At 35.5% G+C, this 24,390-nt stretch carries 27 protein-coding genes and 1 pseudogene; 6 read left to right on the forward strand and 22 right to left on the reverse strand.

Annotated features, from left to right (window positions below; genetic code table 11):
* Positions 1-32: 32 nt before the first annotated feature.
* The 12 genes and pseudogenes from HU235_RS17560 to HU235_RS17610 all read right to left on the reverse strand — a co-directional run bounded on the left by HU235_RS17560 (position 33) and on the right by HU235_RS17610 (position 11,435).
* Positions 33-665: a LysE family transporter gene (locus HU235_RS17560; RefSeq protein WP_174881054.1), complete on the reverse strand. Its 633-nt coding sequence runs from the start codon at positions 663-665 to the stop codon at positions 33-35.
* A gap of 228 nt (positions 666-893) precedes the next feature.
* A pseudogene (locus HU235_RS17565) lies at positions 894-1,465 on the reverse strand (imm11 family protein).
* Between the two features lie 221 nt (positions 1,466-1,686).
* Entirely contained in the window at positions 1,687-2,067 is a 381-nt protein-coding gene (locus HU235_RS17570; protein ID WP_174881079.1) for a hypothetical protein, read from the reverse strand.
* A gap of 513 nt (positions 2,068-2,580) precedes the next feature.
* Positions 2,581-3,219 (reverse strand): hypothetical protein, encoded by a 639-nt coding sequence (locus tag HU235_RS17575; RefSeq protein ID WP_174881055.1) that lies wholly within the window; start codon positions 3,217-3,219, stop codon positions 2,581-2,583.
* 14 nt (positions 3,220-3,233) lie between these two features.
* The gene (locus tag HU235_RS17580; RefSeq protein WP_174881053.1) at positions 3,234-3,461 is read right to left on the reverse strand and encodes a hypothetical protein; all 228 of its coding nucleotides are present in this window, start codon (positions 3,459-3,461) and stop codon (positions 3,234-3,236) included.
* A gap of 257 nt (positions 3,462-3,718) precedes the next feature.
* Entirely contained in the window at positions 3,719-4,528 is an 810-nt protein-coding gene (locus HU235_RS17585; protein ID WP_174881056.1) for a hypothetical protein, read from the reverse strand.
* 661 nt (positions 4,529-5,189) lie between these two features.
* On the reverse strand, positions 5,190-5,453 hold the full coding sequence (locus tag HU235_RS25115) for a hypothetical protein (protein WP_233452261.1): 264 nt from the start codon (positions 5,451-5,453) through the stop codon (positions 5,190-5,192).
* Between the two features lie 23 nt (positions 5,454-5,476).
* Positions 5,477-5,605: a hypothetical protein gene (locus HU235_RS25310; protein ID WP_267905723.1), complete on the reverse strand. Its 129-nt coding sequence runs from the start codon at positions 5,603-5,605 to the stop codon at positions 5,477-5,479.
* Between the two features lie 767 nt (positions 5,606-6,372).
* On the reverse strand, positions 6,373-6,753 hold the full coding sequence (locus HU235_RS17595; RefSeq protein ID WP_174881057.1) for a hypothetical protein: 381 nt from the start codon (positions 6,751-6,753) through the stop codon (positions 6,373-6,375).
* 12 nt (positions 6,754-6,765) lie between these two features.
* The gene (locus HU235_RS17600; RefSeq protein ID WP_174881058.1) at positions 6,766-8,640 is read right to left on the reverse strand and encodes an LXG domain-containing protein; all 1,875 of its coding nucleotides are present in this window, start codon (positions 8,638-8,640) and stop codon (positions 6,766-6,768) included.
* A gap of 34 nt (positions 8,641-8,674) precedes the next feature.
* Complete coding sequence (locus HU235_RS17605; RefSeq protein WP_174881059.1) at positions 8,675-8,983, reverse strand: DUF5344 family protein; 309 nt, start codon at positions 8,981-8,983, stop codon at positions 8,675-8,677.
* Between the two features lie 211 nt (positions 8,984-9,194).
* Entirely contained in the window at positions 9,195-11,435 is a 2,241-nt protein-coding gene (locus HU235_RS17610) for an ATP-binding cassette domain-containing protein (protein ID WP_174881060.1), read from the reverse strand.
* A gap of 250 nt (positions 11,436-11,685) precedes the next feature.
* Here HU235_RS17610 and HU235_RS17615 point away from each other — a divergent pair, with 250 nt between their 5' ends.
* The 3 genes from HU235_RS17615 to HU235_RS17625 are packed head-to-tail and all read left to right on the forward strand — an operon-like array spanning position 11,686 to position 12,815.
* Positions 11,686-12,057 (forward strand): group-specific protein, encoded by a 372-nt coding sequence (locus tag HU235_RS17615; protein ID WP_095301958.1) that lies wholly within the window; start codon positions 11,686-11,688, stop codon positions 12,055-12,057.
* A 16-nt stretch (positions 12,058-12,073) separates the two neighbouring features.
* Positions 12,074-12,592: an RNA polymerase sigma factor gene (locus tag HU235_RS17620; protein ID WP_174881080.1), complete on the forward strand. Its 519-nt coding sequence runs from the start codon at positions 12,074-12,076 to the stop codon at positions 12,590-12,592.
* On the forward strand, positions 12,570-12,815 hold the full coding sequence (locus HU235_RS17625) for a hypothetical protein (protein WP_174881061.1): 246 nt from the start codon (positions 12,570-12,572) through the stop codon (positions 12,813-12,815). The genes HU235_RS17620 and HU235_RS17625 overlap by 23 nt, the downstream gene beginning before the upstream one ends.
* 63 nt (positions 12,816-12,878) lie before the next feature.
* On the opposite strand, the gene HU235_RS17630 is transcribed toward HU235_RS17625, so the two are convergent.
* Both HU235_RS17630 and HU235_RS17635 read right to left on the reverse strand, forming a co-directional pair.
* Entirely contained in the window at positions 12,879-13,922 is a 1,044-nt protein-coding gene (locus HU235_RS17630; protein ID WP_174881062.1) for a flavin-containing monooxygenase, read from the reverse strand.
* 119 nt (positions 13,923-14,041) lie between these two features.
* Positions 14,042-14,287, reverse strand: a complete 246-nt coding sequence (locus HU235_RS17635; RefSeq protein ID WP_233452264.1) for a hypothetical protein — start codon at positions 14,285-14,287, stop codon at positions 14,042-14,044.
* A 239-nt stretch (positions 14,288-14,526) separates the two neighbouring features.
* On the opposite strand from HU235_RS17635, the gene HU235_RS17640 reads away from it, so the two are divergent.
* Both HU235_RS17640 and HU235_RS17645 read left to right on the forward strand, forming a co-directional pair.
* On the forward strand, positions 14,527-15,342 hold the full coding sequence (locus HU235_RS17640) for an undecaprenyl-diphosphate phosphatase (protein ID WP_174881063.1): 816 nt from the start codon (positions 14,527-14,529) through the stop codon (positions 15,340-15,342).
* Positions 15,343-15,472: 130 nt separating this feature from the next.
* Positions 15,473-15,940 (forward strand): site-2 protease family protein, encoded by a 468-nt coding sequence (locus tag HU235_RS17645; protein WP_174881064.1) that lies wholly within the window; start codon positions 15,473-15,475, stop codon positions 15,938-15,940.
* A 53-nt stretch (positions 15,941-15,993) separates the two neighbouring features.
* Here the strand turns inward: HU235_RS17645 and HU235_RS17650 are convergent, their stop codons facing one another.
* Together HU235_RS17650 and HU235_RS17655 are read right to left on the reverse strand one after the other, a co-directional pair.
* Entirely contained in the window at positions 15,994-16,251 is a 258-nt protein-coding gene (locus HU235_RS17650; RefSeq protein WP_174881065.1) for a hypothetical protein, read from the reverse strand.
* A gap of 80 nt (positions 16,252-16,331) precedes the next feature.
* Complete coding sequence (locus HU235_RS17655) at positions 16,332-16,898, reverse strand: nitroreductase family protein (RefSeq protein ID WP_174881066.1); 567 nt, start codon at positions 16,896-16,898, stop codon at positions 16,332-16,334.
* A gap of 225 nt (positions 16,899-17,123) precedes the next feature.
* Between HU235_RS17655 and HU235_RS17660 the strand changes: the two genes are divergently transcribed.
* Positions 17,124-18,011, forward strand: a complete 888-nt coding sequence (locus HU235_RS17660) for a MerR family transcriptional regulator (protein ID WP_174881067.1) — start codon at positions 17,124-17,126, stop codon at positions 18,009-18,011.
* 154 nt (positions 18,012-18,165) lie between these two features.
* Here HU235_RS17660 and HU235_RS17665 read toward each other — a convergent pair whose 3' ends face one another.
* The 6 genes from HU235_RS17665 to pdxR form a co-directional block, all read right to left on the reverse strand.
* On the reverse strand, positions 18,166-19,278 hold the full coding sequence (locus tag HU235_RS17665) for a DUF1648 domain-containing protein (RefSeq protein WP_233452262.1): 1,113 nt from the start codon (positions 19,276-19,278) through the stop codon (positions 18,166-18,168).
* Positions 19,279-19,282: 4 nt separating this feature from the next.
* On the reverse strand, positions 19,283-19,663 hold the full coding sequence (locus HU235_RS17670; RefSeq protein ID WP_095301950.1) for a GntR family transcriptional regulator: 381 nt from the start codon (positions 19,661-19,663) through the stop codon (positions 19,283-19,285).
* Between the two features lie 354 nt (positions 19,664-20,017).
* On the reverse strand, positions 20,018-20,641 hold the full coding sequence (locus HU235_RS17675; protein ID WP_174881068.1) for a class I SAM-dependent methyltransferase: 624 nt from the start codon (positions 20,639-20,641) through the stop codon (positions 20,018-20,020).
* 303 nt (positions 20,642-20,944) lie between these two features.
* A complete protein-coding gene (rpe, locus tag HU235_RS17680) occupies positions 20,945-21,592 on the reverse strand; it encodes a ribulose-phosphate 3-epimerase (RefSeq protein ID WP_233452263.1) in 648 nt (215 codons plus the stop codon).
* A 191-nt stretch (positions 21,593-21,783) separates the two neighbouring features.
* The gene (locus HU235_RS17685) at positions 21,784-22,686 is read right to left on the reverse strand and encodes a TIGR01777 family oxidoreductase (RefSeq protein ID WP_174881069.1); all 903 of its coding nucleotides are present in this window, start codon (positions 22,684-22,686) and stop codon (positions 21,784-21,786) included.
* 249 nt (positions 22,687-22,935) lie between these two features.
* Positions 22,936-24,375: a MocR-like pyridoxine biosynthesis transcription factor PdxR gene (gene pdxR, locus HU235_RS17690; protein ID WP_174881070.1), complete on the reverse strand. Its 1,440-nt coding sequence runs from the start codon at positions 24,373-24,375 to the stop codon at positions 22,936-22,938.
* Positions 24,376-24,390 lie beyond the last annotated feature (15 nt).

Genomic DNA, 24,390 nt, shown 5'->3' on the forward strand with positions numbered 1-24,390 from the left:
GAACTGCACCACTTATTTTTTCTTTAGGTAAATCACAAAAATGCTTGAATCCCTATGTAAAATTCATATAAAAAGTAGAACCCGAATCCAAATAATAAGATTCCAGCAAGGATAGATGTCATTTTGATCATATGACGGTTCATGATTTTTCTCGTGATGGAAACGATTGTTAACAAACCAATATCATGTAATAAAATACCAGTAATAATCCCCATTGCGACAATGATGAAACTGCTAGATTCGCTGCCTGCATATGAATTTGATAAAACCGTTCCAAACACGGAAATCCAAAAAACTAAATTTCCCGGAGAAACAGCGACAAGCAAGCCATTACGATATGTTTTAAAAAGTGATTTATTGACTCTTTCTCCTGCTATCGCAATATCCTTATCCGCATTTTTTATAGAATCATAGGCAAGAAAAAATAAAAAGATAGCTCCGACAATCCATAATGGCATTTGTATATAGGGAATTGCCAATATATTGGCTAAACCAAAATACAGGGCAAAGATTAGAATCAAATCGATTGTCATTCCACCAAACCCTACTGCCCACCCATGCATAAAACCATTTTTCAAACCTTGTTTCGTCATCTCAATTGTAATGGCTCCGATTGGCATTGCAATAGCCAGACCTACCATTACATAAGCAAAATATAAACTCACTTAAACACTTCTTTCAACTTATAAGATTACTTCTTACGTCCGTTTATATGAATTATTATACATCGAATATAATAAAAATTAAATGTGATTTATAATTGCTCATTTCTCGTACTTTTCTTATATTCCTATGTAAAATAAGACTCCTTGATGGTATTACCTTCATGGAGTCTTTATTTTCTATCATCTTAATTAAGTCAATTATTATAGGAAAAAATTCTTTATTTAAAATTAGATAGCTTTAATTGTGTAAAATTTCATACCTGTTAATTTATTATTTTCAATTTCTTTTTTAAATATTTCTGAAACAAAAATAGGAATTTCCTGTCTATTTCCCAATTTAAAAATATCACTATTTTCTACTTTACTTTCATAAATTGCATATTTTCGTACATTATATATTGTACCAACACTTTAGTTTGCATTTCATGGTAATCTGATTCTTCTAAACAAAGTGCATCAACCACTCTAAGAATATTAGCAATATAATATCCTTCTAACCTAGCTCTACTTTTTAACTCAACAATGTCAACTGGAAAGTACTCAATTTTTGTATTTAAGGTCTCCATAATGGTTTTCAATCTTCTAGATACCACAAACCATCCCATATCATTTGCAAGATAGTCTGTAGGCACTTCTCCCTCACTTTTATCATAGTAAAATTTAAAACTTCCATCCCATCTATCAAAAGTCTCTCCAGTTTTAAATTCGTATTGCTGGATTCCAAAATCATCCTTATAATGACATACTATATCATTTTCATTTTCACCTGAAACTGCTATACCTAGCTTATAAAATTTCATCAGTATCCCCTACTTACTTTTTCTTTAATTAATCATATCTGGATTTTCTCTGACTTTATTCTTTAACCCTTCAAATAGCTCTAAAAAAATTTTTTTTATTCCTAACAAACAGTATAAATGCCTTTCAAATTACTTGATTAGGGTCATTCCAATTCAAGAGGAAACGACGAGTAGCCACATTGAGTCTCTGTAAAGAGATTAAACAAACATCTTTACAGTCCTTATAAAATGGCATTAAAAGGTGCATGACCTGTTTCAGCATTCCTTAATAATGTTGGTTTTCTAAAACGTAAACTAGTTTCCAATTTGAATATGGCGGTATCTCCTTCCATCTCCATAAAAGATACATTAACCCATAAGGGAGCTTTCGGAAAAAGCCCTCCTAAAACCCCAACAACATCTTCTATCAATAGTTTTTTACCACCGATATTCTCTTTAGATAATACAAGACGTTTCATCATTTCATCGCTACCATCTAACATTTTCCCATGTTCTTCGACAGGCTCTATAATAAATTTAACTATATCGCTTGAAATATTTTTAGTCTCTTTTATCTTATCAACTGCTTTAGATAAATTTGTTAAAAAAATTTCCTCATTCATTTGTGTAATCAAAATATCTCCTCCTTTATTCCAATTTAGTTAACTATTTCCTCAATTAACATAAACGTTGCTCGTTAGTTCTAATGGATATATTTCTAACCAATCATTTCCTGTCTTTATTTCAGCACTATTAAATATTGCTCATAGTTTTTGGCTTCCTCAGGGTGAGGGGAAATTCTTTAGCAGGGCATCATATGAAACGTGACGATTATGTTGTTTAGTCCTTTCTCAAGATGCCTCCCCTTACCGTTACTAGTATGTTTACCCGAGCTGTGAACAACTTCAGTCTCTCCACCTTTATGCTCTGTAGTAGTTGTCCTAATGTCGTTATTATTATCAACTTTTACAAAGTTACCCTTACCCTTAGCCGCATCCTTCGACTTATCAACATCTTTCTCAAGATCTAGCAGCTTATCAGCAGCTTATCAGCAGCTTTTAATAGCGTTGTAAGTATTTAAACTTGATTTATGAAAAGAAACCATTTCTAAACTTAATCAGAAGTGGTTTCTTCCCTTAATTATTAAAATAATCGTTTATTATTTTATCTAGTTTTTCAGTTCCTTTTACACCTACAGATAGATATTCAATGAAGAACTCATTAACGCTTTCATATTTAAAGTTACTTAAATATAAGAATAATGTTTCTAAATTTTTATTCGTAGACCATTCTTTTAATTGTTTACGACAAATTTTAATTACATCATCAATAAAATAATCATCATTAGCTTCTATTGACATGTTTAGTATAAAATCCCTTTCGTCTTCGTTTTCTCCATTTATTATCCTGCACATTTCTTCTTTACACATCTCGAGCATATATATATCTTTTTTAGCCTTCCAAAAATCATCTAAAGAAGTACCTGCTTCACCATAAAACATTGACCAAAAAAAATCATAAGAAATATATTTATGCGTAAACTTATATTTGCCCTCTGCTATTTTCTTTTCAACGTAATTAGTATTTTTATCAGAAATAATTTCAAAACATTCTGCATCATATGGAATTACACTCGCATAATCATCTTCTATTCTAAACATTGAATAGTATTTTTTATTGTCAACGAGTAAAAATTCACCTTCATATACTGTATATATTGTATTCAATGTAATATACGGAAACTTTTTTTTATTTTCTACACACTTTACTCTCAATTTATCACCTCATTTTAACAGGAAAAAAATTTTTCATCTAAATCTATTATCCAAAACAAATCTTTATTATTTACTCTTAAATTTTTTGGCTTAGATACTTTAAGTTTACTGTCAAACGAACTTATTTCACCAGTCTTAATGTTTTTATAATAATGAATTTTCCCCTCTCCAAACTCAGTATTATAGAAATACTTTGACTCCAATTTCCACCAATCTCTAATATTTGAACCATCCTTAGTCAATATATCTACTGCCTTTTGATCCCATAAATTTGCTTCATTAATGATTTTTTATAATTCTGATATGCATACGAATCATTTGGAAGAGTATTATATACTTTGGATTCCGTACCTTTCCCCTCAACACCCTTAACCTTCTCCTTAATCTTCGGTATATCCTTCTTCTTTTCTAGAATATAAAAAACCTTGAAAGGCAAAAAGCCAATCAAGGTTAAATAAAGCAGTTAATTAAGGAGCTACTACTCTTAAAGAAAGGGTAACTACAAATATTCGTTTTCAATATCCACGTATTCCTCATTTGCTAGCTTACTTAAAAAGCTACTAAATGAATCTGCGACCTGTGGAAGGCAACTGTTTATTATATCGTAAGTTAATACTATAGGTTCATCCTCTGAAAATTTATCAGCAATATCATCTGGAACAATTACACACTCAACAACTTCTAAATCATCGTTGTAGGAACAGAAAGAATGGTCCGCTATCAATACCCTAGGTTCTTCATTATTAATTGCATTTAAATCTAAACAATTTACATTACCACCTATAGTTGTAGCAACAGTTAATAAACCAAATTTCACCAGAAACATACTAGGTATAGCAGTTGCATTCTCTGCTTTAATTTGTTCTAGTCCCAATAATCTTATTCCACCACTTAAAGCAGGTAAATTTTGCGGCTCAAAATCTCTATAAAAATCAACTATAGGTTCCGGGATTGAATAGGATTTCAAATTTTCCAAATCATGTTCTTTATAAAAAGCAGACCACTTAGTAAATGTTTCATACAACAAAGTAATATTATTTAGTTCTTCATGCTTAGCTTGACCAAATGCTTGTTTAACTTCATTAACATCTTGCCCATCTCTAATTAGGTTTTGCTCGAACTTTTCAATTATCTTAGTAAACTTGTTCATTCTTTTTCGCTCCTTGCAATATACAAGAGACTTCCTACCAATATTGTTTTTAAAATATGTACTAATTTCCTTCTCTCCTTCTAATTTTGGATATAAAAAAGACTTATTCCTTCTTGAATAAGCCTTTTTATTAAAGGTGCTTTGTTGCTTGCTTACCAAAAATACCTTCTTAGAATCAACAATCTTTATTATATTACAAAGACAGAAATTAATTCAGTAATAGCAAGTTTCTTCCCCTTAGCTTGTACCCAAAGTTTAATTCCTAAAATCCTTGTAATACTTGATTTTTTGAGCATATTCAATAGCATCTTCAAATTTACAATTTGTATACAAGTCTTTTAATATGTTTGCTTCTTCCTTCCAATCCGGTCCGTATTGTAACAGGTAATCTACAAATCCTTCAAAATAGGATATATTTGTTTTACTTAAGAATATCACTCTTTGATACAATTTAATCGCACAAGGGATAGGGAGAAAGAAATGCTCATTTTCGTATTGTATTACTTTTTCTAAACAGCTATATCATTCACTTTGTCTATTTCAGTCATTAATTTGATAGTTAAATTATCTAGCTCTTCCCTCATGATAATCACTTTTTCTTGCTCAAATTCCGACAATCTTTACTAATTTTAAAATGGATTTGTTCAACTATGCCTTGAAGTTCCAATATCATTTCTCCTTTTTCCTTATTTTAGTAGGTCGAAACCCTTTGGTTCCATCAGAGGTTTTCCTAACAGTATAACCCACATTTTTTTCTTCTAGACCTTTTCAATGCCATACTTTTCAAAGTGTCATTAAAACAATTTTTCAAATAAATGCACTACTTCTCTAGCTTAAAATATGGATTGGATATATAATCTCCAACCTCCTCTATTGCATCCTCAATTTCTACTTTAATTTCCTGAGACATGCTTTCAATATTTTCTAATGAATCTTTAATTTGGTGAAAACACTTTTCCAAACCTAGATTTAAAACAATGGACAGAATGACATCCACTACTTCATAGGAGTTGGTATTCCATAATTTACATAGTTCCTCATCAATTTTAGACTTTATATCTGTATTCAGTAATTCATATGTCATGACTTGACGGTCTGTTAATTCATTTAGTATTTTGAGGAATCTATTTTTTCAATACTACCTTGGAAATACTTTTCAAGGACTTCTATAAACATATTATCAATCTCTTCGACTGACAAAATATCTGGTAATATTTCATAATCTCTTAACTCCATTTTTTCTATCTCCCTTTAATTGGAATATGAACTATCTAAACTCTGATTCTTAAATCGCTTACAATAAGCATCCAGTGTTTCGTTACAATTTTTATTTGTGCAGTCCATCTCGATCCATAACCCGAATCAGGATATAACTCGGTAGCCTTTTTTATCTGGTGAATGCCATCTAATAATAGCTTTTGACCATCTTTTAGTTCGAAGGTATACCACGAATTGAGCCAAGGATTCCGCATTTACTTCTTCTACTAACTGGTGGGTCGTTTGAGCTGTTTTTTCAAGCCTTGTTCGATTTCGGTTTCAAGAAAGCTTTCTGCGATAAATCTGTAACTTCTTAGAAAAAGTTTACATGAATTGTTATTTCGCAGATAGGCTAAGACCTATCAGACTCCAATAGTTTTACCTTCTCAACAGGCGATGATACTTCAAAAAAAGCTGGTGGCCCTTTAGGTAATACCTATCAACGTCCTTACGAGATTGGTTCAAGAACATCCAGTGCTGCTACCATAGCTTGTTCTTTTTTCATTATCCTTTGCTTTTTGTATATGAAAAGACACTTACTTAAACAAGTAAGTGCCTTAATTGTATTTAGTAACAAATTCTATTTATATTTACAATACTTTCAATCTGCTTAGTAAGTAATACCTTTCTGCAAATTTGTAAATGTTTAATAAATTATTTAAATCTATTGATGTCATAATATTTAATTAAATAAAGATATTTCTATCTTTTTATCTATTAAAAATAAAACTCTGCACACCTTAAAACTACTCAGTAATTTCAATATAGTCCTTTGTACTATTTTTTTCAGATTCTACCTTTATATTTTCTACTCCTTCAAGAAGAGAAGCTATATAACTTGTTATTTCTATTGTAACTCTTTCAGCATCATCTGGTCTACTATTGCATGGATGAGGATGAAGTTCTAAAATGTATCCATCTTCTCCTCCATATCCTTGTATAACTAGCTCAAATCCTAAGATATTTTCATTTATGTATACTGCTGGTACTTCTTCATAAATATAATCTTCTAGCCCTCCAAATGGAATACCTCCAACTAATTTTTCAGAGATTATCTTTGCCACACCAAAAATATCTTCTTCCGAAAATATTACCAATGAACAAGTAAAATAGGGATATTTCTTCATTTTATCATTCTCCTAATCATTAATTATTTGTGTACCTGTATTGAACTTATGATTATATTCTTCCTGTGTATATATTCGAAATGTAAAATTATCTGGTCTTCCTCTCTTGTTTACTTTTCTCATTCCAGGTAAAGATTCTTTTAAAGATTTATCGATTTGGATCTGTAATTGTTCAATCTCATTAATTCTTGTTCCTGACCTCCATTTAATCTCAGGTTTGAATTTTGATGCTAGTTTATCACTAACGATGAATGCGTCAATATCAAAATCTGTTGGATCAAAAGGTGCATTTCCCTTATGTGGTCCTTTTTGACCTGTAGCCAATGAACCCCTATATCCAACCTTGGCATCCGGATCAATTCCCTTAATTTTCTTCACTGCTGGACTCATTGTACTTTGAACGGTATTCATTATCTCAGTTCTGGTTTGAACTTTCCCTGTACCCTTATTCCCAACACCATTCCCCTCAACACCCTTAACCTTCTCCTTAATCTTCGGTATATCCTTCTTCGGAACAGTAATCGTTTTAGGTGGTGCACTCGTATTAATATTAACTCTACCACCTCTAAAACCTGAAAAACTACTAAATACTCCTCCTACGATAATTGAGTATTTCGTAACGTCTGAGATTTTCTCTCCTGTCCAGTAGTTATACCCTTCCTTTGCTGCTTCGATTTGTTCGAGGTTAATATCGACGGTTTGAGGGACTTCTGGTTTGATTTTACCACTTTTAATGGCCTCGTTGTAGGCTATTGTTGCTCCTGCTGCATCTTGGCCAGTTGTACCATTTTTACTTAGCATCCACATATTTCCGACAAATTTCTTATCATATTCGCTAAAATCATAGGTTATTTCCCCATTTGTTGTATCTCGTCCAGGGATGCTTTGAACAAATTCATAGGTACCGGATGAGACTTTGACGATTAGTCCATCATCGTATAAATAATACTTTTCGACTGAATCAACACCATTTTTAATCTCAACCATGTCCACAAGCCGCTCTTCTAAACTCTCAAACTCTTCCTTCGTGATCTTCGTATCTGTTAGCTCACTTATTATATTCGCAGCTTCAATTCGATCTTCAATCGAATCTCTGTATCTATTTTTCATTAACATATCTAAATGAGCATTTGGACCAGGGTATCTTGCTTCGACATACGTATTTGGCAGATATGGGGATGTTCCGTATAGCTCATCGAGTGTATAGTGTGCGTTTTGCTCGATTTCGCTTAGGACTTCCTTGTATGTAGCATTTGTTGCGAATTTCCTGAACGTATAATTTGAGATTGTTACGTCTTTTGATTGGAACATGCTTCTTATTTCCGTTATGTACTTTTGAAGAAGCTGTAGGTCTGTTTCTGTGTCAGTTAAATCTTGTGCTCTACCGTGATCGGTTTGATGTAATTGATTTATTGTTCGTTGTGTAAATCGCTTGGCACGTTGAACGTCCATGTAAAAGTTTTCATCGGTTAGATGCTTTATTGACATAATATCGCGAATCGAGCCAAGGGCGTCATTTACGTCCTCTACTAATTGGTGGGTTATTTCAGCTGCTTTTTTCAAGCCTTGTTCGATTTCGGTTTCAAGGAAGCTTTCCTCGATATATCCGTCATCCGCTGGTTCAAATAAGAAAAATAATTTCTCAGCAACATTTAATGCCGCCTTATATTGCCTGATCGTTTGTTCAAATAAGAGAATAAACGGAATATGTACTTCTTGATAGAACATACGGATCGAATTTCCGCTTTTCCCAGTAAAATTATCATCTAATCCTGTAAAATAATCGATTTGCTTTCTTAAATCTTGAAGCTGATTCTCTAATGTATCGATTGACTGTTTCACCTGTTTTATACCAGAATCAAGATTGCTTGCGTTAAAAAGTTTCACGCTCTACAATTTCACCTCCGTCAATGACAGACTCCTACTCTTTCTCTAAGGCCTGCTTCACTCCATGCGAAAATGAGTCCATCAATGCTGCTAACGACTCATCAATCAGTTTAAGCGCCTCTAGTGATTGCTCCACTTGTTGATTATGCTCCTTTAATAGCTGCTTATATTGCTCAGCTAGTTGAGTAATCATCGTATTTACTTCATTCATCTTATTCACAAACTCTAATCTATTTTGTTCGGCGATTGAGCTCGTCTTATACTGTAAGGCATTAGCAGATTGATTAATCGAAGTTAATGCCTTGCTTACCTCCTCATAGGAGACCTTTATTTTTTCACTCATCGGTCATGCCTCCTATCTTCATCGTCTCATGTTCGATCCTATAAAAATGGTAATATTATGTAAATAGGATCATTATCCTGAAATAAATAAAATTTACCAAATACGCTATACCATAATAACTACTATATTTTTCGAAAATAGGATAATAGTCACCAAAAAAACAGGGACAGTCCCCTCACTTCCTAAATCGGAAGCAAGGGAACCGTCCCTCTCATACATACTTCGCAGTAACAGAACGTTCACAATCTACTATTCCTGCTGGTGGGCCTTCGTAAAGGATTTCTCCTCCACCAGTACCACCATCTGGACCTAAGTCAATGATCCAATCGCTATTGCGAATGACATCTAGGTTATGTTCTATTACTAAAACTGTGTTACCTTTATCTACTAATTTATTGATAATACGCAAGATATTTGCTACATCAGACATATGCAATCCAGTCGTTGGTTCATCTAGTATATAGGTGTTACCCTTTGTGTTTAGCTCCTTCGCTAGCTTCAACCTTTGACATTCACCGCCGGATAACGTGTTTAGCGGTTGGCCTAATGATAGATAGCCAAGACCGACTGTTTCCATGCTTTTTAGCTTCGTTTGAATGCTTTTCACATCAAAGAAATCTAGTGCAGCTGTGACAGACATATCCATGACTTCGACAATGTTTTTTCCTTTATAGTTGTATTGGAGCACATCCTGCTTGAAGCGACTGCCCTTACATTCGCTGCATTCTACCTCCATGACATCCATAAACGATAGGTTGAGCTGTACCGTTCCAGTTCCACCACATGTTTCACAGGCGCCCTTTGAATTGTAGCTAAATAGCCCTGTTTCCACATTGTTTGCAGTGGAAAATGCTTTGCGGATCGCATCCATAATCCCTGAAAAGGTTGCTGGATTCGAGCGGATGTTAGCGTGTACTGGGCTTTGGTCGATGCGAATCGCCTCTGAAATATCCTTCGCAAAAACATTGTTTACAAGTGTACTTTTCCCTGAGCCCGCAACCCCTGTTACCGTTGTGAAAACACCAATCGGCACACGAAGGCTAACGTTTTTCAAATTATGAAGGCTGCTTTTCTTGCTTTCAATAAACTCGGAAACAGGTCTTGGGTTAGAATTCAGCTCCGTTTTACTGCTTAAATACTTTGCTGTAAGAGTGTCAGATGACAATAAGCCCTCATAGCTGCCACTATACATGATGTTTCCTCCGCCAGCACCTGCATGTGGTCCAACATCAATGATATGGTCTGCGATTTGGATGACGTCTGGATCATGCTCAACAACTAAAACGGTGTTGCCTTTGTCACGTAATTTAACTAGCAATTCATTTAACCTGTACACATCGCGAGGGTGAAGACCTGTGCTTGGTTCATCAAATATGTACATTAACCCTGTTAGGTTGCTTGACAAATACTTCACCATTTTGACCCGTTGAGACTCACCACCTGATAAGGTTGGCGTTTCCCTTGTCAATGTTAAATAGCTTAACCCAATATCACATAGATTTTTTAACCGTTCAATGATATTATCCACAATCGGTTTAGCATGAGGTTCATCGATTTGTGGAAGAACGTCGATTAACTGATCCAGCTGCATCGATGTTAGGTCATAAATCGAATAGCCGTTGATTTTAGACGATAGCACCTTCTCGTTGTAACGTGTCCCATCACAGGTTGGACATGTTTTCGTTGTCGTATAATCCTTTAGCTTCTTTTCAGCAGCCTTCGTCGTTTCCTTTTCCCGATTCACATTCAGCCGCATAAATTTTACTGCTAAGCCTTCATATGTCGCATTCATTTCATTATCCATGAAGTTGACCTTCACCTTTTGCGGCTCCGCATAAATTAGCTTGTCAAATTCTTCTTTTGTATAATCTTTAATTTTCTTATCATTGTCGAAGAAGCCTGATTCAGCATATGCCTTCCATTGCCAAGTCCCTGGTGCAAAGCCTGAAAGCAAAATCGCTCCTTCATTTAAAGACTTTTCCTTATCAAGTGCCGCATCTGTGTTTAACGTAATAATTTTCCCGATCCCTTCACATTTAGGGCACATCCCACTTGGATCATTAAAGGAATAGGCGTTGGCATAGCCGATTTGTGGTTGAGCAAAACGTGAAAAAAGCAGGCGCATCAATGGCTGAATGTCTGTTGCCGTTCCAAGCGTCGATCGCGCATTCCCGCCAAGTCGTTTCTGATCGACAACAATCGCAGTAGACAGATTGTGGATTTCATCTGCTTCCGGTCTGCTGTATTTCGGAAGAAACTGACGGGCAAAGCTACTAAATGTTTCGTTTAACTGACGCCCTGCTTCCTGTGCAATCGTATCAAAAACGATCGATGACTTCCCTGAACCAGATACCCCTGTAAAAATGGTAATCTTCCCTTTTGGAATCTCGAGATGAATATTTTTCAGGTTGTTCTCTCTTCCATTTACAATTTCGATAAATTCTTGCTTCATTGCTACTCACTCCTTCTCTTCGTTATATTTCGAAATTCGTTTAAATCCGTGCAGCTTGCCTCTTGTTGACTCGTGAAAACCAATAATACCAATAGTTAAGCTAGTAATGCAACAAAAAATAGCAAAAAATGGCGATGATTTTGATGCTTCATAAAAGCAACAAAAATGTCCCCTTTTTTACTCAGGAAGTGAACCTTTTGGCCTTCCCATTTGTATAGGTAGTAAAGAAAGCAGATTGGAGATGGTATAAATGGGGATTGGTTGGATTTTTTCCCTTATTGTTCTAGGTATATTAATGATCTTAATTTTAGCGATTACAATTCCGATGGATCGCAAACATGTTGTCCGTGAAAATGATAAAATTAACTTTAAGAAAACGAAATTATATTTACGTTGGAATGTATTTGATACACTGACACTTTGCTTAGCTATTTATTCGATTATTTGTGTGCAAATTTTATTTTATCTAATCGCTAGTGGTGAAACAGTTGAAAATGTATTTGTGCAATTTTTTACTAACCAAGCACAGGTTTGGACAATAGTATCGATTATTTATTTAGTTAGCAGAGTATCATTGACGTTAAAATCAATTAAGGAACGTTGGGGCGATGAGATTGAATGAGCGTGAGGATGAATGGATGATTGCTTACCAAAATGGAGATGAAGCAGCGTTAGAACGAATTTACCTCCTATTAAAACCGGGGCTTTATTCATTTATTTTCCGCTATACAAGAGATGAGCAATTAAGCATCGATATCGTCCAGGATACATTTGTTAAGCTTCAGCGTTACAAGCACAATTACAGCCGAAGCAACGGAAAACTAAAATCATATCTCTTTCAAATTGCCTACCGCTTAATGATTACAAAATTAAATCGGCGCAAAAAGCTGCGGAGCCTTTTGCCCTTCCTCATCCCGGTAGAACCTGAGGATTTCCAGCATTCAGACAGAATGACGATTCGCGATGCTATCGCAAAGCTCCCAGACATTCAACGTGCGGTGATTCTTCTCTCCTACTACCATGATATGCCACAGGAGGAAATCGCGAACGTTCTTGGCATTCCTAAAGGGACAGTTAAATCAAGATTACACACAGCGATCAAAAAATTAAAGGAAGAATTGGAGGAAGATGAATATGAGTCACGATCCCTTTCATAAAGAACCGTATTTACAAACGAAGCTGAACGAATATCGAGTCGAGACACCCGAATTCCCAATGAAACGTAATCGCTGGGAACGATTCATTCATTTTCTCGCTTCCCCTGCAAAGGACCCGTTAGAACGATTCATTTCAGCAGCTGATGGGGTAGTGCTGTTAAAGGTAGCTCCAATCGTAGGAACTGTCATTCTTACATTCATCCAAATTTTTGTTTTTCTTTAAAAATGCTTCGAAGGGTTAAGCCTAACTACTATGTTTAATGTAAGAAGTTAGGCTTTACTAAAATTATGACGTTCTTTCATTTATAATCGAAACAATATACTTAGCATCATAACCTACACCTTGTAATAGAGCGGAACCACGCCGATATTGCCATGGCAGGCCAATAAAGTATAATCCTTCAATGCTTGATACACCTCGATTATGGATAACCTTTCCTTTCTGATCGAAAACTCCCTCGATTTGCAGCCATGGAAACTCTGTTTTAAAACCTGTTGCCCAGATAATATTGTTCACTTTTAATGTTGTGTTATCTTCAAAGACTAGCTCATTTTTCTTTGCACTGATTACCCTTTGTTTTAGCTTTACTTCCTTGTTCTTCATTGCCCGCTTTAACTCATAGCCAAATAGAGGGTCTCCCTTTTTTTGAATTAGCCTGCCAAGTAACGAATGATTTGTTGCCTTTAAAATCCCTACTTTATCGAACCACCAAAAAATACTTTTACGAAGGAAGACTAAAGGTAAATAGCTTGGATGTTTGCTTACTGCTAAATAGGTCTCCCTCTCTTTCGACAATTCAACGGCTATTTGTGCTCCACTATTTCCCCCACCTACGACGATTACGTTTCCATCACCTAATTGTTTTGGGTTCTTATATTGTGATGAGTGAAGCTGCTTAATCGTCGTTGCTAGATTTGTTGAAAATCCAGGGAGATTAGGGGTTTGAAAAGGACCTGTTGCAACGACAACATTCTTCGCTCTATATTCATCACGATTAGTCTTAATAAGGAAAGCATTATCCACTTTCGAAATAGCCTTCACTTCTTCATTTAAACGAATAGGAAAATGAAACGTTTCTACATATTTCGTTAGATATGCCACTACTTCATCTTTGGTAGGAAAACCATGTTCATCACCGTGAAAAGGTAATCCAGGTAGGGCACTGTAAATCCGTGGAGTAAACAAAACTAATGAGTCATACCTCTCCCTCCAGCTCTCTCCCACTTCACTTCCTTTATCAATTAACAAAAAGGCTTTATTCCGCTTTTTTAAATAGTAGCCAATCGCAAGACCCGCTTGACCAGCCCCAATGACAATTGTATCGTACATTCTCATCCCTCATTAAATATGATTATATGTTCATATATCGATTTTAAAGGAATGATTTTCTAAATACAACAAAAATAGGGAAGGTTCTTTTGTTTTCGGAGCAAAAGAACCTTCCACCGTTACTCGCTAATTGGTGAACCAGTCGATGTATGCTCATTTATCCATTCAAGTGATTCCTTCGAAACCACTGACCAATTCGGAATTTGGCTACTATGCTGCTCGACCCAGCTCATACAATATTGCGGATCAATGCTCTTCTCCTCGCATTGAGCTAAAAAGGCTTGAATGTTTTCCTCCGTACAGTTTTCCCATGAACCACATGTTTCTTTCCATATGCGTTCCATTTCTTGCTTACTATTGTTCACCAAATTTTCTTCCTCCTTTAGTTCATGTTGACAAATTAAGTTTGTCCACTGTGATAACAATTTATGAAATTCAGGTTACTTTTTAAGTAAAACACGCAAGGAGAGGATGATACTTTTTGTATCGTTTATGAACCTAATTGCACAGATTCGTTAATGACAAATTTGTTACAGAATCGATAAAAGGTTTTTATTTATCGTGATTTTCTATAAAATTGAGGGGGTTTAAAAAGGAGGGCAAAATGATCGAAACAGATTTAATCGTCATACTAAAAATGATTATTATTGGGTTAGTACAAGGTTTTACCGAGCCAATTCCTGTTTCTTCAAGTGGGCACGTTATGATCGCCAGTACGATTTTAGGGCTTGGGGAACAAGGCTTTACCTTTGCGATATTAACAAATACTGCTTCTTTGCTGGCTATACTTTTTATTTATAGAAAAGATATTGCTAGATTAGCAGTTCATTCAATCAAATATGTAAAAACGAAGGATGAGAACTACAAGAGTGATTTTCGCTTTGTTTGCTTTGTTGTAATCGGTACGATTCCAGCAGCTGTTCTCGGCGTGTTATTGAACGATTATATTGCTGAAAATGTGAGTATGACGACAATTGCGATTATGCTCTTTATTACGGGTATTGCTTTGTGGTTAATCCGTAATATTAAAGGTGTGAAAGAAGAATCAGATCTCAAACTAAAGGATGCTCTTATTGTCGGCTTAGGACAGGCTGTTGCCTTAACACCAGGGATAAGTCGTTCAGGTGCGACGATTATCTCATCCATCGCCGTTGGAATGAAACAGGATACAGCACTTCGCTTTTCATTTATGCTGTATATTCCAGTAAGTCTCGGAGGAGTTGTATTAGGCTTTTCAGACTTTTTAAATGAGCCTAATAAAGCAGAATTAGCGATTCCGTATTTATCAGCATTTCTTGCAACACTTTTCATGACCTATTTTGCGATGAAATGGTTTATGGGAATTATGAAAAATAAGAAGCTTGGATATTTCACCTATTATTGTTTTATTGTTGGAGTATTGCTTTTAATCTTCTTCTAATTTAAATAACAAGTAACGATTGTTAATATGTACTTTATGAAAAAGCATTAATCTTTCTGGATTAATGTTTTTTTATAAAGCATAGCAAAGCTGCGTATGTATAAATATTAGTAAATAAAGGAGTATATGAATGCTATTATTCCTACTTTTTTATCTTTTGATTATCCCTGCTTCAGTCTTATTGCATGAGGTAGGCCATGGTATAGCTGCTGTCTCTACTTCAAAATCACATGCACATGTTTATTTAGGTACTAGGAGTAAGGAGAATAAAGAAAATTTCAAATTAGGAAGACTTCATTTTCATTTAAATTGGTCTTATGTAGGATTTGTTTCTTGGGAAGGGAATTTAACGAAACGACAAACAGCTATTGCTTTAGCTGGTGGCCCAATTATATCATTACTGCTTATGCTACTATTCGGATTGATGTCACTATATGTACCTCTAGATGATTTGCATTCATTGCTTTTTGGGGCAACAATATTTAATTGCTTCCAGTTCCTTTTCACAATCATTCCTATCACCTATCCTCGTTGGATGGGGGTATATAACGGTCAGCCATCAGATGGATTGCAGCTGCTTCGATTGTTAAAAAAATAAATATTCCTAAATAAGGTTCGTCTTGTCTAACTAACAAGATGAACCTTATTGTTTTATCCTGTTATATCCTCATTTAAAACACTCTTATCTATCAAGGCTGAAGGCTCTGATTTCTTCCCTTCATGATAATCCTTCCATAGTGAACTGATATAGCCTTCTAACGCATTAACCATTTCATTTCTTTTGCTTTCATCGATATTTACAACGTCATTTGCTATCTCATTTTTCACTCGAATGAGCACAAATAAAGGGGGTAAGTTTGTCTCACGGAAAGCTTTAATCATGGCTTCTTCCTGTGGTGTTATCTCCATCTTTTTTCCCAACCTCTCCCGTAAACTTATCCTTTAAACGATTCACGTCTTTTTATATAAGGAAACCTTTATAGCTTTTATTATTTAAATTCCCCTTCAACAAGTACTTCGTTTAATGGTTTACGGCTTGATGGTTGCTCACGTTCTTGAAGCTTTTCTGGTAATACCTCTTTTTCTCCCTGGTAGCCTATGGCGATAACGACTTGAGGATCAAAATTGTCTGGGATATTTAATACTTCACGTGCTTTATCTCGTTGGAATCCACCCATTGCATGTGTCACTAATCCTTCTCTTGTTGCTTGTAAAGATAAGTATCCCCAAGCTGTACCAGCATCAAAGGAATGGACAGGGTCTTCTTTATTTGAGATAAGAACCGCTAATACGGGAGCTTTTTCACACCATATCCGATTTCCCTCATTAATAAAAGAATGGAATTTTTCTCGATCCTCCTTCGTTCTCGCGATAATAAATTTCCAAGGCTGTAAATTATTTGCCGAAGGAGCCCAGCGTGCAGCTTCAAATAATTTCATTAGCACTTCCTCTGGCACCTCTTTTTCTAAGAAAGAACGAGGAGACCAGCGATTTAAATAAACTGGATCAATTTCATGCTCAGCTTGACGAAATGCCTTCGTTTTGATTTCACTCATGTCTTCTTCCACCTTTATACATTATTTTCCTACATTAACAGTTTAAGTACTTTCACTAATTTAAAGCAAATAAAACGAACTTTATTTTGTACATACTTCACCATGATACGAAAAAAGGGTTCATCCTAAACATGTTTCATGCTATTCTTTATACAAACATTGTACAGCTTTTTATCACAAAACCAATTTGCTGAATAAAGGTATGAAGCATCATAAGGAGATAGTATGACGAAAAAGATTACCTATTCTATACAACAAGTGTCTAATATGACAGGTCTTTCTAAACAAGTAATCCGAAAATGGGAGGATCGGTACGGCATCATTTCTCCAGAGCGTTTAGAGAACGGCTACCGCATCTATCGTCAGGAAGAAGTTGAGATTTTACAAAAAGTGATCGCGTTAACGAAGGATGGGCAATCTGTTAAACAAGCTGCAATCCTGCTAAAACAAAATTCCGAAGAAGCAGCAAAAGAAGAGGCTGAGCCAAAAACGAAGCAATTTCTTGATTCCCTAGTAGAAGCTGGAAGGATTGCAAACGACAGGGACATCTTCCATTTGCTCGAACAGGCTCATTCTTTATTTGGACTTGAGCCTTTCTTGAAGGAAATTGTCACTCCCTTCTTAGAAAGAATAAATCAATTGCTCCGTAAAAAGGAGTGGGGAGCACATCAAGAGGCAATATGCAGTCAAACCGTTCGCGACTTTTTCATTACAATGCGTCACCGTTTTCACGTTGCCGATTCTTCTCCATTAGTTCTCGGCAGCTGTTTACCAAATGAACGGGACGAAATTCCGTTATACATACAGCTCATTCCATCTATGGTGCGCAACTATCGAACCTTAATGCTAGGACCATCACCTGCTTCAAACACAATTGAGTCAACGGTTCGGTTAACAAATCCAAGAATTGTCCTATTATCTGGCACAACAGATGCCGTTTGGAAGGATAATGGCGCAGAAATAAGGATGCTTGATGCATTTGCTCATTCAATGCCTGATATCCATTTCTTTATTAGTGGTGATTGTCTAAAATATAAACCTAGACCCCTCAAGCTAAATCATATAAAGGAATTACATTCAATTGAAGATGTATTTAGCTCCTTATCATCATGAGAACTTAATGAACCTGATAAAAAAACACTTCAAATTGATAACTTTCATCAAAATGAAGTGTTTTTTTTATAAGTTTTAAGCTCTTCACTCCTTAGCAATTTAGCCAAGTCTTAGTGATTATGATTGGAAAAACAAATTTCTTTTTCTCATTCATTTAAAATACGCTTGTAATGATAATAATTAATACAATCGGAACGACCAGAATTAAATACCCAATTGGATTGGCATAATTGATGGTAAACCCAATTCCAAAACGCTTTTCTACAAAGATAGAAGGATCGTTACGATTAAAATAGAATAATCCGCCTTTCCAATACTGATCTTCATCAATACCATCTACCTTTTTTGAAACAGAGTCCGCAACAATTTCCTTTCCTTCTAAATCTGAATCGACACTGCCGACTTTAATTGCTAACCAAATTGTTCCGCCTAAGACAATCACTAAAAAGATTATAGGCGTAATCATCATAAGTAAATTACTAATGATATTTTCATATAGAAGATTTAGGTGTAAAATCGCAAACAGCAGAGTCATTAAAACCTCAACAACAAATAGAAACCAGCTGCTATATTTACGGAGGCGCAATTGCCTTAATTCTGACGATTTAACATTCCCAGCGTTAATTTTAATCCCTGAGCGTTTTGTGAAAACATTTATTCCATAAAACATTAACTGCATGATAAGCAATATAATCGGTAGCCCTAGTGCAACCATCCAGCTTTTATCACTGAACGCATCTGGTTGTCCATTTGGCCCCCAGTGTGTTGGAATTTGACTAGGCAATTGATCGTACAAATTAATCGTTAACGCAATTAAACCGAGCGAAACAATGACAGGAATAAGATAAACAAAAGAGGCTAGCATTTCATCCTTTGAACGAGTTTTTAAATCAGCATAATAAACCTTTTTCACTGAACCAAACCACTTTTCAGCTTGCTTTAGTTTCGTCATTTTAAAGTGAAAATAAAAATAAAGGGACAGCCCCACTAGTAGAAGACCAAAAGTGAAAACAATACCTAAAAGCGCTTGTCTTGTCTCATTCAAATTTTGTCCCTGAATCATTAGGACAGCTAAAACAGCAAGTGTAATAATCGCCGTGATAACCGCATACGTCTTCTTATAGCGAATAACTTGAGGATGTCTCACTTGTTCATAGGGAATAGAAACCCCAAAAACAACTGAACGTTTAGTAATAAACGGAATAAAAATTTGCAGTACCCCTACAAAAAGAACCGTTAAAAAGAAAATCATAAATTCCATGTCCATTAGATTATACCTCCTTAATTTTTTTCATAATCTTCGAAATCAATTGATGGAAATCTTCTTCATTCAACCCATACACTAGTCCCTCAGCAACAATTGGTCTCAGCTCCTCAACGATCATTTCATATTGTTCATTAGAAGCATGCTTTTCTGAATCCGCAATGATAACAGCTCCTTTTTTGGGGACAATTTCAATAATTCCTTTAGACTCAAGTTCATGATAGCTTTTATTCACAGTGTGCATATTGATTCCTAAATCGCTAGCCAATCCCCGAACTGAAGGCAAAGTATCGCCCTTCACTAGTTCTCCACGGACAATCGATTCAATGATTTGCGTTCGAAGCTGCATATATAATGGAACATTTGATTCGGAATCAAGGAAAATCATTCAAGCACCTCCATTCTCTATTCTATATGAACTATAACAGATGTTGTTCTATATATACTATAACAAAACTGTTCTATTATGTATATAACAAAATAATCAAAAAGAAAAAAAAGGCGTTTGGTAATATTGGAAATTTCAGGTGAGACAAGTTTGGCTTCTGTACAATAAGAAAACCGAAATCTCTATTATTAAACTAAGATATTTCGGTTCATTATTACCGATTGACTTATTAACTTTGAAATAATAGAAATTGATAAAACCCATTGTACAGTTCTATCTTTAAAAAGCTATCTTCTCCAACGCCAGCCGATTTTTACATTCTATCTTTAAAAATTCACTTTTACATTTTTCCTATTATCTCTTCTTACATTTCACCATAATAAATTTTATTGAAGGCTTATTTTTCATGTTCTTATTTTCCTCGTCAATTTCTGAAAACTCTACAAGTCCATATTTTCCAAATTCCTGTTTTATGGAATCAAAATCATAAAAAAACATTTTTACGCCATCCATAATCTCGAAATAGTCTTTATCCAATTGTTTCCCCTTCCCAAACATTGGGGCTTTTTTTGAAACAGCTGTAAAAACCATATATCCATTTGGCTTTAACTGGTTATAGCAATCTTTAATAAACTTCTCTCTTTCACACTTATTCAGTAAGTGAATAAGCGCATGCGAAAATATCCCATCATAAAGCCTGTTATCAAAAGGCATGTCTGTAACTGAACCATGAAAAATACGACTATCTATCCCATTTTGCCTCGCCAAATCAATCGCTGTTTTTGAAATCTCAATACCTGTAACATTGATTCCATTTTCAATAAAAACCTTCGCATTTCTACCATATCCAATACCTGGTATAAGTATATCGTTAACATTCTTTTCAAGGAAAAAGTCCTTTGTTAAAATTGCAGAGTCTGTAGGTTCAAATCCCCACATCGTTTGTTTTTCTATAAAGCTCGATTCCCAGAATTCCATCTTTCCTTCTCCTTTATCGTTTATTTTAATTGGGGAACTATTATTTAATTTTCAATTATAGATATAATGACTCTTTAATAACTATAATGGATGAGCATTATCTTGTAAATAGCAATTCTATAATGATGAACTCTTAACTTTAACACTCCACAATTTTGACATCGTTGTTCTGGTAATAGATATGGTTTAAAATCCTACGAATAAGCGGGCATTTGTGAGTAAAAGAAAAATTAGAAACTAAAGATAACAGTATAAAAAAAAAGCTGTACAAATGACAGCTTTTTTTATGAAAATTCTAGTCAATTATGGATTTCTTAGTTTTTGGATTGTTCTCTTTACATCTTTTGATTCAAAAATCGTTGAACCTGAGACTAAAATATCTATTTTATTTTCTAAGCAAATTTTTGCTGTTTGTTCGTTAATACCACCATCTACTTCAAATAGCAAATGAGATAATTCGTGGTGCTTCCTGTAATTGCTTGCTTCAATCATTTTTTCCACAACACTATGGATAAATTTTTGCCCCCCAAAGCCGGGATTGATCGTCATAAATAGTAATAAATCAATATCTCGTATATAAGGTAGTACGGTGTCTAAACTAGTTTCTGGATTTAAGGCGATGCCAGCTTTCGCACCATTCGTCTTAATCAATTCCAAACAATATTCCAATTTGTCAGTTGATTCTGGATGAACGGTTACATAGTCTGCTCCTAATTCAATAAACTTTTTTATAAAGTTCTCTGGATTATTTATCATCAGGTGTACATCTTTTGGTAAATCAGAGTAAGTACTAATGGCTTCCATAACAGGTATACCAAGACTAATATTTGGCACAAATTGCCCGTCCATAATATCGATATGTAATAAGTCTGCCCCCGCATGTTTTACCATTTCTAAGTCGTTTTTTAATTGTCCAAAATCCGCAGACAAGATGGATGGTGCTATCAGCATTATGTTATCACTCCAAGTAGTTATTAAGTTCACTAAAATCATAATCTAACCTGGAAAGTTTACCATAATTCAAATAATTCTTACAATAATAGTAATAGAATTTACTATACGAATCGAAAAAGAAACAACACTACCATAAATAGGATGTCCTATATTTCTGTAAAAGCCTACCGTTAACCACTCCCCTCTCCCTAGACTTTAAGAAGATCCTCTAAAGCAGTATGAAGCGATGGAAACATAAATGAAAATCCATTTTCTACTAACACCTGTGGTAAAACATGCTGCCCTTCAAGAACAAGTGCACTTTTTTGTCCAAGGACGATTTTCATGGCAAACGATGGTACAGGCAGCCAATGTGGACGATGTAGGACAGAGCTTATCTCCTTCCCAAAATCCTTCATCTGTACGGGAGTGGGTGCTGTGACATTTACAGGTCCTTTGATTTCTTCATTGTTCATAACAAAATGAATTGCTCGTACGACATCGGCGACATGAATCCAGGAAACCCATTGCTTCCCATGACCTAATGTACCTCCGACAAATAGTTTATATGGCAATACCATAAGAGGGAGTGCTCCTCCTTGATTCCCAAGAACAACGCCAAATCTCATAAAAACTGTCCGAACACCAAAAGCTTCTACTTGCTTCGCCTTCGCTTCCCAATCAAATACTGTCTTACCTAAAAAATCATCTGACACATCTAACGAGTCCTCCGTATAAACAGCATCTATTGAGGCTGGATAAATGCCAATCGCACTTGCATTTATAAATACTGACGGTTTTTTCGGCAATAAAGAGATGATTCGCAATAGCTCATCTGTCGCTTCCATTCGACTATGATAAATTTGCTTCTTATGCTTCTCACTCCATCGCCCGTCATTGATCGAAACTCCTGTTAAATTGATCACAACGTCGGTATCCCCTATTTCCTTTTCAGGAGATGCTGCTCCATCAAGCCATTGAATATACTGAACGTTCCCTGAGCTTTGTTTCGCTTTCCTTGTTAAAATCTTAATATAATGCCCTTCATCAAGAAGGAGCTTCGATAGTTTCTTCCCGATAAACCCTGATCCACCAGCAATAACAATCTTCATGTTCTCCCTCCAATCTTTGGATACTTCCTCCAATAAAATTTCTTAAATAGATTCTATTGAACAAGCTATGTTCATGCTTTTCATTAATCTCAATATATAGGAAAAAAGGGTACATTGCCTCCTATATGATTCGGGATCTAACGTTACATTCCTGCGGAGAAATTTCAAAAATGCTCATCCTGCTTTCGTATCGTTGTCTATTGATACAAAAAAGTCAATGCTCTTAAAAAAGCATTGACTTCTATCTAGCTAATGATTCGTTATTCGCTTTACCGCTTCTGCAAACCTTGCTATTCCCTTTTGTATTTCGTCTGGTTCGCTCCTACCAAATGTAAAACGCATATATCCCCGTTTGGAACCTAATATACTTCCTGGAACAAATGCAACACCATTTTTAATCGATTCCTTCAATAATTGATATTCATCAATCGATGGGTCTATTTTCCCCAAAAGATGAATCCCACCTTTAGGAGTGATAAATTCGATCTTATCCCCCATCTGTTTTTTTAAGCTTGTCGTAATCGCATAGTTTCTAAGCTCTAGCTGTGAGCGAAGCCTATCAATATGATCGGAAAAGTCAGCAGAATTTAAAAATTGATTCGCAATCCATTGGGGAAATACACTATGTCCAAAGTCTACCTGCTGTTTTGCATCAGCTAACCGCTGAATGACCTGTTCAGGGCCGATAATCCAGCCAATACGTAATCCTGAGGCAACAATTTTTGATAATGAGCTAATATATAGAATATTCCCATTTGCGTCCATTGATTTAAGGGTTGGATTTACCTCACCGTTATAGGAGGTTAAACTATACGGATCATCCTCGATAATCGGGATACCGAGCTCTACTGATATGTCCAATATTCTTTTACGCTGGCTTAAATGAAGCACGGTCCCAGTAGGATTTTGATAATCGGGATTTAGAAAAACCATCCTTATCCGATGCTTTTTATGTAATGATAAGAGATCATCGGGATTTATCCCGTCTTTATCTACTGGTAAACGAAAGGTTCTTAAGCCTGCTGATTGAAATAACGGCAATGAATAACAATAGGAAGGATCTTCAATTGCAACAGCATCACCTGGTTTAAGCAAACATTCGACAATGAGATGAAGGGCTTGCTGTGCGCCAGACGTAATAAGAATCGAGGCGGGATTTGTCTTGATATTTTTGAACTGCTTAACATGTGATGAAATTGTCGCCCGCAGCATTTCGTTCCCTTGCGGATGGTCATAGCCAAGGTTTTCGGTAAAAGGATTTGCCGAAAGAATGTTGCTAAGCTGGACATTTGGCATTAAACGCGGTGACAGCTCACCACTTGCTAAATTTACTAAATCACGATTTTGAACCTCTGAACGGATTTGTTGTACCAATGGTGAGTTAGGGAGAAATGAGCCATCCTCCACATATCGTCCCCAATTAGGAATTCGCTTATGAAAGGTCCCCCATATATCTGTACTAACCCGCGTTCCACTTCCCTTTTTCCGCTCGACTATCCCAAGTGCCACGAGCTCATCATAGGCTGAAACGATTGTGCTGCGGTTTACACCAAGATCTCTAGCTAAATTGCGTTCTGATGGCAATCGGCTATCAGCTGGAAAAACCCCCGATGAAATGCCTTGTTCAATATAATCAGCTATTTGTTTATAAATCGGTTTTTCGTCATTTCGATCAGGCTTCCAATCCATATGTGAACATCCTTA

This window comes from Metabacillus niabensis (assembly GCF_902829255.1).
GTDB lineage: Bacteria > Bacillota > Bacilli > Bacillales > Bacillaceae > Metabacillus > Metabacillus niabensis.

What these genes read in the sequence shown, in the direction of transcription:
- HU235_RS17615 (WP_095301958.1), top strand. Translation starts at nt 11,686, where the DNA reads ATGGGGATTGGTTGGATTTTTTCCCTTATTGTTCTAGGTATATTAATG.
- HU235_RS17665 (WP_233452262.1), bottom strand. Translation starts at nt 19,278, where the DNA reads ATGGACATGGAATTTATGATTTTCTTTTTAACGGTTCTTTTTGTAGGG.
- HU235_RS17620 (WP_174881080.1), top strand. Translation starts at nt 12,074, where the DNA reads ATGATTGCTTACCAAAATGGAGATGAAGCAGCGTTAGAACGAATTTAC.
- rpe (WP_233452263.1), bottom strand. Translation starts at nt 21,592, where the DNA reads ATGCTGATAGCACCATCCATCTTGTCTGCGGATTTTGGACAATTAAAA.
- HU235_RS25310 (WP_267905723.1), bottom strand. Translation starts at nt 5,605, where the DNA reads ATGGAGTTAAGAGATTATGAAATATTACCAGATATTTTGTCAGTCGAA.
- HU235_RS17675 (WP_174881068.1), bottom strand. Translation starts at nt 20,641, where the DNA reads ATGGAATTCTGGGAATCGAGCTTTATAGAAAAACAAACGATGTGGGGA.
- HU235_RS17650 (WP_174881065.1), bottom strand. Translation starts at nt 16,251, where the DNA reads ATGGAGATAACACCACAGGAAGAAGCCATGATTAAAGCTTTCCGTGAG.
- HU235_RS17630 (WP_174881062.1), bottom strand. Translation starts at nt 13,922, where the DNA reads ATGTACGATACAATTGTCATTGGGGCTGGTCAAGCGGGTCTTGCGATT.
- HU235_RS17670 (WP_095301950.1), bottom strand. Translation starts at nt 19,663, where the DNA reads ATGATTTTCCTTGATTCCGAATCAAATGTTCCATTATATATGCAGCTT.
- HU235_RS17660 (WP_174881067.1), top strand. Translation starts at nt 17,124, where the DNA reads ATGACGAAAAAGATTACCTATTCTATACAACAAGTGTCTAATATGACA.
- HU235_RS17685 (WP_174881069.1), bottom strand. Translation starts at nt 22,686, where the DNA reads ATGAAGATTGTTATTGCTGGTGGATCAGGGTTTATCGGGAAGAAACTA.
- HU235_RS17625 (WP_174881061.1), top strand. Translation starts at nt 12,570, where the DNA reads ATGAGTCACGATCCCTTTCATAAAGAACCGTATTTACAAACGAAGCTG.
- HU235_RS17640 (WP_174881063.1), top strand. Translation starts at nt 14,527, where the DNA reads ATGATCGAAACAGATTTAATCGTCATACTAAAAATGATTATTATTGGG.
- HU235_RS17570 (WP_174881079.1), bottom strand. Translation starts at nt 2,067, where the DNA reads ATGAATGAGGAAATTTTTTTAACAAATTTATCTAAAGCAGTTGATAAG.
- HU235_RS17645 (WP_174881064.1), top strand. Translation starts at nt 15,473, where the DNA reads ATGCTATTATTCCTACTTTTTTATCTTTTGATTATCCCTGCTTCAGTC.
- HU235_RS25115 (WP_233452261.1), bottom strand. Translation starts at nt 5,453, where the DNA reads ATGACATATGAATTACTGAATACAGATATAAAGTCTAAAATTGATGAG.
- pdxR (WP_174881070.1), bottom strand. Translation starts at nt 24,375, where the DNA reads ATGGATTGGAAGCCTGATCGAAATGACGAAAAACCGATTTATAAACAA.
- HU235_RS17610 (WP_174881060.1), bottom strand. Translation starts at nt 11,435, where the DNA reads ATGAAGCAAGAATTTATCGAAATTGTAAATGGAAGAGAGAACAACCTG.
- HU235_RS17605 (WP_174881059.1), bottom strand. Translation starts at nt 8,983, where the DNA reads ATGAGTGAAAAAATAAAGGTCTCCTATGAGGAGGTAAGCAAGGCATTA.
- HU235_RS17655 (WP_174881066.1), bottom strand. Translation starts at nt 16,898, where the DNA reads ATGAGTGAAATCAAAACGAAGGCATTTCGTCAAGCTGAGCATGAAATT.
- HU235_RS17595 (WP_174881057.1), bottom strand. Translation starts at nt 6,753, where the DNA reads ATGAAGAAATATCCCTATTTTACTTGTTCATTGGTAATATTTTCGGAA.